Source organism: Chitinophaga dinghuensis (assembly GCF_003259435.1).
In the GTDB taxonomy this organism is placed as follows: Bacteria; Bacteroidota; Bacteroidia; order Chitinophagales; family Chitinophagaceae; genus Chitinophaga; species Chitinophaga dinghuensis.
The window spans coordinates 80,173-93,803 of record NZ_QLMA01000001.1; the positions used below are offsets into that span (position 1 = coordinate 80,173).

Annotated in this window: 13 protein-coding genes; 5 read left to right on the forward strand and 8 right to left on the reverse strand. The window is 45.3% G+C overall.

Features of this window, described 5'->3' with window-relative positions:
* Positions 1-45: 45 nt before the first annotated feature.
* The gene (locus CLV59_RS00245; RefSeq protein WP_111590003.1) at positions 46-882 is read right to left on the reverse strand and encodes a DUF6515 family protein; all 837 of its coding nucleotides are present in this window, start codon (positions 880-882) and stop codon (positions 46-48) included.
* Between the two features lie 65 nt (positions 883-947).
* Entirely contained in the window at positions 948-1,898 is a 951-nt protein-coding gene (locus CLV59_RS00250) for an ADP-ribosylglycohydrolase family protein (RefSeq protein WP_111590004.1), read from the reverse strand.
* A gap of 1,186 nt (positions 1,899-3,084) precedes the next feature.
* Between CLV59_RS00250 and CLV59_RS00255 the strand changes: the two genes are divergently transcribed.
* From CLV59_RS00255 to CLV59_RS00270, 4 genes are all read left to right on the forward strand, one after another.
* Positions 3,085-3,984, forward strand: coding sequence for an aldo/keto reductase (locus CLV59_RS00255; protein ID WP_111590005.1), 900 nt, complete (start codon positions 3,085-3,087; stop codon positions 3,982-3,984).
* Positions 3,985-4,319: 335 nt separating this feature from the next.
* Entirely contained in the window at positions 4,320-5,009 is a 690-nt protein-coding gene (locus CLV59_RS00260; RefSeq protein WP_111590006.1) for a DJ-1/PfpI family protein, read from the forward strand.
* A 203-nt stretch (positions 5,010-5,212) separates the two neighbouring features.
* Positions 5,213-6,052: an N-acetylmuramoyl-L-alanine amidase gene (locus CLV59_RS00265; RefSeq protein ID WP_245950718.1), complete on the forward strand. Its 840-nt coding sequence runs from the start codon at positions 5,213-5,215 to the stop codon at positions 6,050-6,052.
* A 225-nt stretch (positions 6,053-6,277) separates the two neighbouring features.
* Positions 6,278-6,661 (forward strand): hypothetical protein, encoded by a 384-nt coding sequence (locus CLV59_RS00270; RefSeq protein ID WP_111590008.1) that lies wholly within the window; start codon positions 6,278-6,280, stop codon positions 6,659-6,661.
* Positions 6,662-6,711: 50 nt separating this feature from the next.
* Here the strand turns inward: CLV59_RS00270 and CLV59_RS00275 are convergent, their stop codons facing one another.
* Positions 6,712-7,953, reverse strand: coding sequence for a glycoside hydrolase family 88/105 protein (locus CLV59_RS00275; RefSeq protein ID WP_111590009.1), 1,242 nt, complete (start codon positions 7,951-7,953; stop codon positions 6,712-6,714).
* A gap of 163 nt (positions 7,954-8,116) precedes the next feature.
* Between CLV59_RS00275 and CLV59_RS00280 the strand changes: the two genes are divergently transcribed.
* Positions 8,117-8,731, forward strand: a complete 615-nt coding sequence (locus tag CLV59_RS00280) for a hypothetical protein (protein ID WP_111590010.1) — start codon at positions 8,117-8,119, stop codon at positions 8,729-8,731.
* A 30-nt stretch (positions 8,732-8,761) separates the two neighbouring features.
* Here the strand turns inward: CLV59_RS00280 and CLV59_RS00285 are convergent, their stop codons facing one another.
* From CLV59_RS00285 to CLV59_RS00305, 5 genes are all read right to left on the reverse strand, one after another.
* Positions 8,762-9,343 carry a LutC/YkgG family protein gene (locus CLV59_RS00285; protein ID WP_111590011.1) on the reverse strand — a complete coding sequence of 194 codons (582 nt, stop codon included), beginning with the start codon at positions 9,341-9,343 and terminating at the stop codon, positions 8,762-8,764.
* Between the two features lie 25 nt (positions 9,344-9,368).
* Entirely contained in the window at positions 9,369-10,778 is a 1,410-nt protein-coding gene (locus CLV59_RS00290; protein ID WP_111590012.1) for a lactate utilization protein B, read from the reverse strand.
* Between the two features lie 10 nt (positions 10,779-10,788).
* On the reverse strand, positions 10,789-11,532 hold the full coding sequence (locus CLV59_RS00295) for a (Fe-S)-binding protein (RefSeq protein ID WP_111590934.1): 744 nt from the start codon (positions 11,530-11,532) through the stop codon (positions 10,789-10,791).
* A gap of 122 nt (positions 11,533-11,654) precedes the next feature.
* A complete protein-coding gene (locus tag CLV59_RS00300; RefSeq protein WP_111590013.1) occupies positions 11,655-12,440 on the reverse strand; it encodes an SDR family oxidoreductase in 786 nt (261 codons plus the stop codon).
* A 37-nt stretch (positions 12,441-12,477) separates the two neighbouring features.
* Positions 12,478-13,602, reverse strand: a complete 1,125-nt coding sequence (locus CLV59_RS00305; RefSeq protein ID WP_111590014.1) for an acyltransferase family protein — start codon at positions 13,600-13,602, stop codon at positions 12,478-12,480.
* Positions 13,603-13,631: the final 29 nt, after the last annotated feature.

Genomic DNA, 13,631 nt, shown 5'->3' on the forward strand with positions numbered 1-13,631 from the left:
CTTCACCGGAAGGTGAAGCCCTGTAGACTTATTCATTCATGTCAATTATTGACCTGCATCCGTTTTTCCTACAATGACATATCCAGTAGTACCGTTAACGGTAGTCTGTTGGTAGTACATGCCATCAGGTGAAAGGTAATAAACCTGTCCGTTGATATTCACAGTCCTGGAACCTTCCGGAAGTGTGGTAATCAGATCAGGAGTGGCAGGTGCAGCATTGGTAGCAGGAGCCTGGACGTTGTTGTCCTGAGGCGCTTTACCCACTACTTTATATCTGCGACCATTGTCGGTCATTACTTCCTGGTAATAAGTACCATTTACATCATAGTAAACGTTACCGTTTACAGTCACTTGCTGAGCGTCGTCAGGGATATTTGGAACTACTGCGCCATCAGGGGCGGGAGCAACGGTGTATCCTGCACCATCGTCACTAGGTTGGTAGTAAGTACCGCCGTAGTAGTACATTGGACCCCAAGGGTAACCAAAACCAAGGGAGAAGTACCCAAACGGAAGGGCAGATACATAGAAACCAAATGGAGGATAATAATAACGCCAGTAAGGTCTGAAGCCATGGGCGTGATAGCGATACATACCTGGGTATCCACCGCCAAAGCTTACACGATTATGAACAACTACAGTGGACCTAGGTCCTGCAAAGTTATGACTGATACCTGCGTTAGGGGCTCGGTTAAACCTTGGAGCTGAACTGTTCACCCGTGGGCTGGAGTTTGCAAAATGAGGAGAGGACATGGTCCTGCCGCCGCCGAATCCTCCGAAGTGGCCGCCACCGCCACCGTGGCCTCTCTGTGCTTCTGCTGTTACAACTGTACAGGTGCTTAAAACTCCACACAGCACCAACAGTCGGATTATTTTGTTTTTCATGATTCAAGCTTTTCCTGTTAGTATCTAAGGCAAATATGATACCTGAAATACTAATAATTAGACCTTCAAGCGGGCTGAAAGTTTAATGCTGCCTGGAATCGTTCTGCAAGGGATGAAATATCTTCATGACGGGCTAAATCCTGTATCCATTTAGCTGGAATGGCGTCATAACCATAGTGTAAACCAGCCAGTGCGCCGGCTACTGCGCCAGTGGTGTCTGTATCTTCGCCTAAATTCACGGCTTTTAACACACATTCTTCGTAGGTGGATGATGTTAAGAACGACCAGATAGCCGATTCCAGGGTATGTACCACATATCCGGACGCAATTATTTCATTTTCTTTAACACTGCCGAGGTTTCCTTCCAGTACTCTTTTATAGAGTTTTATTTCAGCGGGACTAAAATGCCTTACCGCGAGGAAACTCTGAATGGTGTGCTGGAGCCGCTGATAAGCTTCCCATTTATCCGTTTCTGTCAGTAGAATACGTAAAAATTCCACATATATAAAGCATGCGAATACAGAGCGGAAATGTTGGTGCGTAATGCCGGATACTTCTTTTACCATCTGATATCTCTTTTCGATATCCATTTCATGGGCGATATAGAAAACTATCGGGGAGACACGCATCAGGGAGCCATTACCGTTTTCAAAATCTTCAAAACCGCCTGTTACGAGCGGGGAAGTCCCCAGGCCAACCCTATGAAGGGCACGGCGGGTAGTAGTACCGATATCGAATACTTTACCGTGAGCTGTCCAGAATCCTTCTGTGTACCATTTCACAAATAGCCGCGCCATCTGCTGCAAGTCATACCCGTTGATAAGACTTTCCACAGTGCAGAAAGTCAGGGAAGAGTCATCGGAAAAGGTGCCGGGAGGCTGATTCCAACTGCCATATCCCATCATATCCGTTACTGGTTTTTCCTGTAGGTAAGCCTGTGTTTCAAATTCCACTGGTACGCCGAGTGCATCACCGACAGCAACGCCAAATAAAGTCCCGCTAATCTGTTGCAGCATATGTTAAAGTTTTATGGATGTTCGCGTGAAATCTGTTCCTACAGGGGCTCCAGAGATGTCCAGGTTTCACTGAAAAATGGTTACTGTTAAATATTTTCCTTTATTCTGCGGAAGGAATGATGCGCTGTTCATTTTGTTCAGTCTGCCATTTCCTTGTTCATTCTCATTCGCAGATTTATTTCTTTGTTTTCCAGGATTCCATGCCAATGTGTAATCTATCTTTGAGTCATGATAATTGAATTATCATTTTAACACAGGCAAATGTTTAAAACAGAAGTATAAAATACTTAAAATTTACCAGAATATGAAGCATCAGCCATTATTGTTATTGAATAACCATTAAGTTGTTTTTTCCGCAGTTAATCCCGGCGTCGTCCAACAGCAGCTATACGTTTCAATTCCCGGATATTCCAATTTACAAAAAATTGGTTGTAGTGAGCTGGCAGTAGTGCCATAGCTACTGCTTTGCCGGAAGGTGAGTAATGATATCACTGTTATCAGATGCATGGATGCTGCAAGATGACTTGAGTATCAGCGGGACTTTCTGTCTAGTTAGTCCCAGGCTTTTAGAGAACATTTATCTGATGATCATTCGTCTGGTTATAATATATCGGATTTCTCATGCAAGTCCCAGTTCTGTTCTGGTTTTTCTATTGTATAGGGTATCGCATCAAAAGAACTTTGACATGCCATAATAGAAGAATAGAAGGAAATGGGTAAAGAACCGGATTGTTTTTCAAAGCAGTCCGTTTATTCTAAGATCCCGGCTGGATGGGCTTTCTGGCTGTCAATAATATTTTTTTCGGCACCATTGTTTGAACGATTGATTCAGTTTCATAGGATAAAAAAAGGGACTTTCTTTCCAGTTAGTCCAAGTACTTTTTCGTCATTTGGTTTTTTAATAGGTTATAACAAAGTGTTCTAGAGTCTATTCATACTATAAGGACATAGCTACAGGAGCGGCTTTTCCAGGCTGTTCCTTCTCTTTAAAATTCCGGCAGAACCGTAATAGGTACTGCTGTCAAAATAAAAATTAGATCAATATATGATGTAAAATCATTTTTAGGGTGGTACAATTGAAGACTGAAATGAAGGGCTGTTTGTCTAAGCGGCCCCTGGATTTATATTACAGGCTGCATAATTACAATGCTTTTATTATTTTGCTGTCAGTGAAAACCAATACAGTATGCAATACCATCAACTTGGACCTTCTGAACTACTGGTGAGTGAAATTACTTTCGGCTGTATGTCTCTCGGGACGGATAATACCGCCAATGCCAGGCTGATCGGGGAGGCATGGGCACAAGGCATCAACCTCTTCGATACTGCAGATTTGTACGATCATGGCCGTAATGAGGAAACGCTCGGTAAAGCATTGAAAAGCATTGCCAGAGAAAAAGTGCTGATCGCTTCTAAAGTGGGTAACCAGTGGAAACCGGATAATAGCGGATGGGACTGGAATCCCCGGAAGGAATATATTTTGTCTGCTGTAGAAGCCAGCCTTCGCAGATTACAGACTGATTATATTGATCTCTACCAATTGCACGGCGGTACCATGGAAGACCCTATTGATGAAACAATTGAAGCATTCGAACAGTTAGTACAACAAGGGAAAATAAGATACTATGGTATTTCCTCCATCCGGCCACAGGTCATCAGGGAATATGTAAAGCGTTCCCGGATAGTCAGCGTCATGATGCAGTATAGCCTCCTCGATCGAAGGCCGGAAGAATCCTGCTTCCCCTTATTACAGGAGCATAACATTGGGGTACTGGCAAGAGGAACGGTAGCGAAGGGATTGCTGGTAGGTAAAGCCCCGGCGCAATACCTCAATTACACTGCAGAGGAAGTGCAGGCTGCCGCCGCGGCCATTGCCATCGCAGCAGGAGAGGAACGAACCGCTTCACAAACGGCTATCAGATATGTGCTGCAACAGCCGGCAGTATCTACTGCTGTGCTGGGGATTCGGACTACGTCTCATTTGCAGGATGCCATATCTGCCACCACTGCTCCAACCCTGACGCCAGGTGAACTAAGAAAACTGAATGCAAGTATACCAATCAATAAATACGAGCAGCATAGGTAGTACGGATAGCACTTATAAGAAAAATAGTGTGCAGGCATAGCAGGGGCGGACACCATGGATCGTATACATATAGTAACCGTTGTGGGTACAGTTGGCATGAATAGTACCTATTATCTGTATGGAATGCAGATCCCAAGAACCAGAGGTTCTGGCATAGTCAACATGAATCGTACTTATCATTATAAATAGCATGGTTAGTAGGGTACGGTTACCGAAGATGATAGGGATGGCTTCCCTATCATCGCTATTACAGATACCGACGAATCTATTTGATTCGATGGTAACTCACTTGCAGGCATATACGTTATATTGGTAACTCATCTAAACTCCCGTTTATGCAAAAATTAAAAGTCGGGATGCTGTTATTCCCCGGCGTAACTATCCTTGATTTCACGGGCCCTTATGAAGTTTTTTCGAAAGCCTGGTGTTTTGAAGTCATCATCCTGGGGGAAAATACAGATCCAATAAAAGCGGAAGGGGGCCTGCTATTACAGGCTAATGTTACGCTGGCAGAATGTCCACAGTTGGATGTAATCTTTATTCCAGGCGGGAAAGGCATCAATGATTTGCTGACAAACCCGTCAATAATGGGTTTCCTGCAACAGCAGGCTCCCAACGTAAAATACTTTACCTCTGTATGTACAGGCGCACTTGTATTGGCAGCAGCCGGTTTACTGGATGGATATAAGGCTACCACACATTGGCGTTCCCTGGAACTGTTGCGCATGTTTGGAGTTGAAACCCTGGAAGAAAGGGTGGTAAAAGATCGTAACCGTATTACAGGCGGTGGCGTTACTGCAGGAATTGATTTCGGATTGTCCTTTACCGCTATGATCGCTGGAGAAGAACTGGCAAAAGTGATACAATTACAATTAGAATATAATCCACAACCCCCCTTTCATGCTGGCTCTCCCAGAACAGCAGAAATGCCGGTATTACAACAAACGCGTGAAATAACACAACTAATGCTCGAAACCAGAAAACGAATTATCCGCGAACTATTGCTAACAAAGTCAACCACCTGAGAATAATTACCATCATATAATCTTGTTATAACAGCAATTTTAATCACAGATTAAAATTGCACTCTTTTTACACTGCAATTTTATCTCATTACCACTATTCTGAATATTTTTTAAGAAAAATACCGCTGTGAAACCTTTGTCATGGCCTCTTTTTAAAAGCGGTGATTGTCATCATTGAACGATCCGATAATTAAATCTAATTTATGATACGAAATAGAATGAGAAGCATCTCAGGAGTATTACTTGCGGCCCTGTTGATACTGTTCCTGACCAATTGTGCACGGAATCCTTATCGCACTGCAAATAAATCCTATAAGCAGCAAGCGAAGCATTATGGAAGCACGGTCCGTCAGCAGCCAGGTACCCTTCGGGGTGCGGATGGTATTGAACCGGCCTATTGGGTAGGAACAACCAATTTCAACCTCAGAAAGCCGAATATGGTCATAATACACCATACGGCGCAGAACTCCTGCGAGCAAACCCTGAAAACTTTTACAATGGAAAGAACCCAGGTTAGTGCGCATTATGTTGTTTGTAGGAATGGTATGATTCATCATATGCTGAACGACTATCTGCGTGCCTGGCATGGTGGCCTCTCCAAGTGGGGAAATTGCACAGATGTTAATTCGTCATCCATTGGTATCGAATTGGATAATAACGGCGATGAACCCTTCGCCGATGTACAAATCCAAAGTCTGCTAATACTACTGGATACCCTGCAGCACCGCTACAGTATCCCCGCAGCTAATTTTATTGGCCACGGAGATATCGCACCCACCCGCAAAAATGACCCAAGCGCCTACTTCCCCTGGCAGCTACTCGCTCAAAAGGGATTCGGCCTTTGGTACAGCGATACCACCAATGTGCAGGTTCCGGACTATTTCAATACGCTCCAGGCCCTCCGCATTATAGGATATGATCTGCGTGATACCACCGCTGCAATGACTGCATTTAAACGACATTTTATACCACAAGACTCTACCGCCGGCTTCTCAGAGGCCGATAAAAAAATCCTCTGGAACCTGCAGCAGAAGTACCAATAAAGTACCATGCACAGCTTCCATAGAATTTTTTGGGGTTTACAATTGAAAAATGAAGACAGAATCCCGGCATCTGCCGGGATTATTTTTTGCCCATTTCCCATAAATAGATTATTTTAATAATGGGTATTATGACACGAACACCAAAATCTGAGCACTCCGACCGACTGGTAAAAAACTGATCCCTGTATTTAGCAATTACTCCATTTATCATTAATTCCACATGCCATGAAAATTCATTTCAAATCCCTGTTGCTACCGGCATTCCCGGTAATGTTACTCCTTGCTGTTGTTCATAAATCATCTGCTGCTATCCCGCTGGCACGAGTCAACAACGATACTTGCCTCGTGAAAACAGAAAGTAATTATGAGTTTCCCGACAGCCTTCGGAAAAAAATACATGATCTGGTAGAAGATAAAATCGGTGGCGGTATCGATGAGAAAGGCATCGCGACCTGGGAAAACTCGCCAGATGCACCTGAATACTATCAGGTGATCCTCCGGAAAAATAAACTGTTCATCAAGTACAAAGGGATCGTTTGCCAGGATAAACTCATCTGGGAAAATGTAAAATCCTGCCAGGATGAACTGAAGAAGCTGTTGAATAAATAAAAAAAGGGCGCTTGGAAAGGCGCCCCGATTGATTCAAATTATAATCACGACTATTTTTTCTTCGGCGGATTGGCAGCGTGATAACGCGCTACTTCAATACCAGCCTCGATTACAGGCCCGATGCCATGGAAGTCATTCAGCTCCGTCGGACGATTGTAATAAAATGATATATCAGCAGAAGTATTGGTACCGATGCAAACATCCTTCAGCTGTCCGTCTTCGGTGATTTTCTCTTTTACCAATCCTTCCCATCCTTTTTCTGCAATAGTAATATAACGTTTGTCCAGCCAGCCCTCATTTACTGCGCGAGCAATGCAATAAACAAACATCGCTGTGCAGGAAGTTTCTGTATAGGAATCCGTACGATCCAGTACCTGGTGGAAAATACCGCTGGCCGACTGATAAGGCGCTACGCCAAGAATCTGTCTGGTAAGATCTGCCAGCACCTCATTTCTACCCGGATGATTTTGTGGCAGAAAATTTAATAACTGCACTTTCGCCATCATGATCCATCCATTGGCGCGGCCCCAATGCGCTACCCCCTGACGTTTCAGATCTTCATAATAGTAGTGCACATATAACCCCGCTTTATCATCCCAGAGATAATTGGAGAAGTGCTTTATCTGTGCAACGGCATCATCAAAATATTTATTCTCGCCACTTAATTTTCCCATACGAGCCAGGAAAGGTACACTCATATACAGGTCATCTCCCCAGAGGGTCCACTTCACTGGAGTAGGGCGACACAAGGTTCCATCTGCCAGGCGTTCCTGTTTATTGAAAATATGATTGGCTGCATTGTCAATATAAGTTTTGTAATCAGGTCTTTTCACTGTGTTATACACATCAATCACACTGGCTCCCATAGCGCCACAATCGTCCAGTACCCGGAAATTGATCATCTGGTTGAAAGGGAAATTTGGATACTTTTCATTCTTCTGTTGCAGTATCTCAAATGGTTTGTAATTGTCAAATGCAAAGGAAAGATGCTTCTTCGCATAATTACTGTATTTCTCCTCTTTCAGGTAATTGCCCAAATCCACCATGGCAATATTCAACACCCCGTTTGGATAATGCCAGGAACTAAGATTATCGGAAATTTTGGCTTTTACGCCGGCTGGAATCTCTTTACTGGTAGCGTAAGTCTGGTTGTTATCCCCTATAAATTTGAAGGCAGCATGGGCTATTGCATAGTCGGCCACTTTTTTGACCACGGCGATATCATTATTCTCCTGGGCAGAGCAAATGCCCGCCAGACCTATGCCCAGGCATAATAAAGCAAGTTTTCTCATAACGGTAGTTGTGGATTAATAGGTCCAAATTAAGCCTCCTTTTTGATTAATGCAAACGATTGCATAAAATTCTCAGATTCCGATAGTTTTATGCTTTAATTTAGTGGCACTCAAAATAGCGCATAAGGCTATACGAAAAAAGGCCGTTAAATCGGGAATGACTATGTACAGAGTATTATGCCTGCTGATGCTGGCAGCAACAACCGGCTGCTATAGTAACCAGTCGGCGGAGGAAACAGATCAGGTAGCCGTAGCGGCGCCTGCAGAAAATCTGGAAGCGCCAGAAGAGAGAAATCAGAATATGGAAACCCGGCAGGATATATCCTGGGAAACCGTTGAAATATTTGATTTTTCCAACGCAAAGGTGAACAAGACAATGCCGCTGTATGCCACCCGGCAACAGTTCGAAAATGCATGGGGGAAGCCCGATAGTCTGGCCACGCCAGATTACGACGCTGTCTGCGCCGCCCAGTTCGACGACGAGTTTGAATACATATACGCTCATGGTTCCCGCTTTGAACGCTGTCGGGACTCGGTGGTATGTGATCTCTATAACTTTCAGCCCGGCAATACCATGACCAGCGGTAACATTACTTTATCGGCTGCCACAACCTGGCAGGACGCAAAGAAGCTGTTCCCGATGGCGGTACAACAGGCGGAGAATGAGGGTAGAACAGATGTTATCACCCTTCGGGATGCGAAAGAAAGCGACGCCGGTATCCGGCTCCAGTTCCGCGATGGCAAGTTGGTAAGCATTAGCTATAACCTGCCTTGCTAAAACGAGAATAACGCGCTCGGTTATACGTCTTCAGACAAGATAAACACTCAAGCTCCTGGCGCCCTGGGCGCCATGGACCAGTACTGCCCCAATATCAGCCGTGGCGGAAGGTCCCATCATAAAACAGCCATAGGCCGTATCTTCCAGAGAAACCTTCACATAGGCATCGTACATGTCCGCCACTAATTCCGTGGGCTTCAACAGTATCACCAGATGCTGGGAAAGAAAACCGAGGGCATTCACTACCAGGTCTTCCTCCGTTAACCACACCATACCATTTTCGGCTACGCCAAACCGAGCCCTGATAACGCCTACATCCACATCCGCCAGCTCATGAGGATTTTTTACCTGACGAATATCCCGGTTCCCTTTAATATCCGGAGTGGCAGAGCAGATCACGCTGGCTTCTCCAAATTGTTGCTCCAGCAAAAACTGGGCTTCCCTTAAATCCTTCGGCAGAAAGAAGGTAGCTCCGGCATCTAGTAAGCGCTCTTCAAATGCAGGTAACAGTTCAGTAATGGTTTTCTGAAAAACGGGTATCTGCGGATAGTCGATTTTTTCGGCCGGCAGATGATTACGCACGGCATCGAAAATTTGTTCACGTGGGTTCATCTCGAAAAGTTTTAATTGTAAACAGTTAAGGTTGTTGCTTGTCTTCCTGGTTTTGCTGTTTATTTTGTATAAACCACTCTCGAAAGGTCTGTTTGGCAAAATGTGGTAACTCACGGTGACGCCCCCACGGATTCAAAGCCCTGTTATACAGTAAAAAATGCGGGGTGATCTTTAATGCCGCACTGGCGGCAGTTTCTGCGCCATGAAATAAGTTGGGTCGCTCAAATATCTTACCTGCCGCGCTAAAGGCCAATCGCCTGCTGATAGGAAGGAATTTCTTCTCTGCCATCACTTTTCTCCACCGCAGAATCTGATCGCTGATATCAATCTTCACGGGGCAAACTTCAGTGCAGGAGCCGCAAAGCGTAGAATGGTAAGGCAACTCACTATATTTGGATTCGTCAAAAGTAGGATCAAGTATAATGCCTATAGGACCGGAATAAGTGGCGCCATAGGAGAGACCGCCACTGCGGCGGTACACTGGGCAGGTATTCATACAGGCGCCACAACGTATGCATTTCAGGGAATGCCAGAAATCATCCATCCCCAATCGTTTGCTACGCCCGTTATCCGTAATAATGATATGTAATTCTCCTCCTTTACGCGGGCCGCTGAAATGAGAGGTATATTGGGTGGCCAGCGTACCCAGGGCACTCCTGGATAATAGCCGGATAAACACGCCAAGGTCTTCTACTTTGGGCAATATTTTTTCAATTCCGATAGATGCGATATGCACTCGCGGAACAGCCGCTCCAATATCCGCATTGCCTTCGTTGGTACACACCACAAAAGTGCCCGTTTCTGCAATGGCAAAGTTGGCGCCTGTCATACCTGCTCCGGCTTCCAGAAAGCGTTTGCGGGCATCCTGCCGCATGGCTTCATTCAAATAATGCGGATCTGTATTATTCGGATCAGTACCAATAGCTTTGGAGAAAATCTGTGCAATGTCTGCCGCCGTTTTATGAATAGCAGGCATCACAATATGGCTGGGAGGTTGATTATCCAGTTGCTGGATACGCTCGCCTAAGTCCGACTCCGTGACAGTAATACCGCGGGTTTCGAGGAACTGCGTCATGCCACATTCTTCCTGTAGCATCGACTTACTTTTAATAATGGAAGAGATTTTGCGCTCATTCAGGATGTTCCAAACATGCTGGTTATGTTCCGCCGCATCTCTTGCCCAGTAAACCTTTGCGCCTCTTTTGATAGCATTGGCTTCAAACTGTTCCAGGTATTTATCCAGATGCGTGAGCGTATGTTCTTTTATCAGCGAAGCGATGGTACGGAGATCTTCCCATTCTGGTATCGCTTTCGCAGCAGCATCCCGCTTCATGCGGGCAGCCCACAGGTTCCGGTCATGCGCCGGTTCATGGATATCGTCCTGATCAATGAATGCAGCGGCGTTGGCTGCAGGATCTACACGTTTTGCTGCCATAAAAAATGGATTAAAATGGTCCTCCGTTTAATACCTGTGCGATATGTATGAATTTCAGATCTATGCCTGCTTTTCTGGCAATGCCTTGCTGATGCATCAGGCAAGACATATCTGGAGATATAATAAATTCCGCCTCATTCCGGACATAATCATGTACTCTGTCCAATCCCATTCTGGCACTGACAGCTTCATCTGTCACACAGAAGGTGCCGCCAAATCCACAGCATTCATCCGGGCGATCCAATGATACGAGTTCCAATCCTTCTACCATTCGCAGGAGATGCTCGCTTTTGTTGAAATATGGCGCCATATGCTCTGATGGTTGTGCAATATGTAGTCCACGGATAGCGCTGCAACTGTTATGCAAGGAGGCTTTATATCGGAAATACGCCCATGGGAAGGCTTTCACGCGTAATACATCATGTAGGAATTCCACCAGTTCCCAGGTATTTGCGCGTACTGTTTTCACTTCATCCGTTTGGGGAATCGCATCAAAATGTTGCTTCACATGCTTCACGCAACTGCCGGCTGGCCCAACGATATAATCATAGCCAGAAAAGTTCTCTACGAATAACTTTTCTGCGGCGGCGGAATTTGCCTGGTCTCCTTCATTCGCCATGGGCTGACCACAGCAGGTTTGATGCAGCGGATAATCCACTTCTACTCCGAAACGTTGCAACAGCTCATAAGTAGCTATGCCAGCTTCAGGATAAATAGCGTCGATGTAGCAAGGTATAAATAAGGCGACTCTCATACGTAGCGCGGGTAAAAGTCCGCCTTTGATTAACATCTCAGGCCATAATTTGTTGACCTTAAAAATGCGAAGGGGAATCATCCACAGATGATTCCCCTTCGGGTATAACGAGGTAGTTTTGATTACATGACTGGCGTCTTGCCACCATCTACTGCGATACTGGTACCCGATATATAAGAGGCAGCAGGTGATGCCAGAAAAGCAGCCAGGGCAGCGATTTCCTTTGGTTCTCCAAAACGTTTCATGGGAATTTCATTCAACCATTCATTGGAAACTGTTTCCGGAGTAACCTTGCGTTGTTTGGCGGAAGTTTCGAAGAGCGTAGTTAACCTGGCTGTATTCGTGGAACCTGGCAATACGTTATTCACCGTAATACCATGCGGCGCTACTTCTGTGGCCAGGGTTTTAGCCCAGGAGGCCACTGCCCAGCGAATCGTATTGGAAACGCCCAGATTCCTGAGCGGCATTTTTACAGATGTACTGATGATATTGATAATGCGGCCGTATCCTGCTGTAATCATGCCTGGTACCAATGCTTGCGCAAGTACCTGGTTACAGAGCAGATGTTGTTCAAAAGCATCCGCAAAAGCCCGGGTTTCTGCATCGAGAATTGGACCTGCAGCCGGACCTCCGGTATTGTTGATCAAAATATGTACAGGTGTGGTGGAGGCCAGATCGTTCGCCACACTGATCACTTCATTGATGTCTGAAAAATTGGCTATTTCAAAACGGTGTTTCTGGCCGTGCCCGCTGTGAAGCTGTGCCAGGGCTGCCTGTAAGCGCTCTTCATTTCTGGCGAGCAAAATACAGTTGGCGCCCAACAATGATAGTTCAATAGCGGTAGCCAGCCCTATTCCCTGTGAGCTGCCGCATATCAGCGCAGTTTTTCCTTTTAGTGAAAGATCCATATAACCTGTTATTTGCTACTAATGTAACAATTACTGCTTACACTCTGATATAGATCCGTTTTCTGTCCAGTATAAAACCAACCAGCCAACACAGCAGCATAAAACTGAGCGAGAATAACAACGACCCAAATTTACCGGGAGAAATCGCCTGGAAGAATCCGTTTACCAACGTATAGGCGCTACCGTTATCCACCAGGAAAAAGTATAAGAGAATCGCCAGAATTTCCGATAAAAGGTATAAAAACAGGGGATTTTTGCCAAAAACAGTAAAAAATCCTGTTCCGAAAGTCCACTGTAAGATGTCAATAATATAGATTAAAAAGGCAATGATCAGTAAATCAATCCCCACCGTAAGGAATACATAGGAGCTGGTCCACAGTTTCTTATTGATAGGAAAAGTGGTATTCCACAGGAGGGCAACCAGGATGCAACAGCTCCCCGCGAGGAGGAGCGTACCGATTCCTTTCAGCGACTTGCCATCTCTCTGGATATACATTCCTGCGTAATATCCTGCTATTACATTTACAATGGCAGGGAAGGTACTGAGCAATCCTTCCGGATCAAAAGGAACGCCTTCTCCATGATAAAGATGGCTATCACCCAACAACCAATGATCCAATGCCAGACCAGCATTTCCCTGGAGGGTATACTGTTCTCCCGGCGTGCCGCAAAACCAGAGAATGGCCCAATAGCCAAGCAGCAACAGGGCGCTGACCGTCCAAACCACCCTGCTGTTGAAATAGTAAATCAGCAAGGAAGCAAAGCAATAACACAATGCAATACGTTGTAATACGCCAAAGACACGGGTATACGAAAATGGCGTGAATGCCAGTCCGCTGCCATCAGTGGCATGATGTACAAACGGAAACCAGTACATCAGAAAACCCAGTAGAAAGATGATGGCAGTACGTTTGAATATTTTGCCGAGCACTGCGCCCTGTGTTAAGGTGGAAAACTTCTTCATACTAAAGCTCATGGCATTTCCAACGGCAAACAGAAAGGAAGGAAAAACGAGATCGGTAGGTGTAAACCCATGCCAGGCGGCATGTTCCAATGGCGCATATACGCCCCCGGTTCCCCCGGTATTCACAATGATCATAAAACATATAGTGAGCCCACGGAAAACATCCAGTGGCAGGAAGCGTTGGGTTGTCTGTGACATAGACCAATTTTGGTTGATAAGATAGTAAG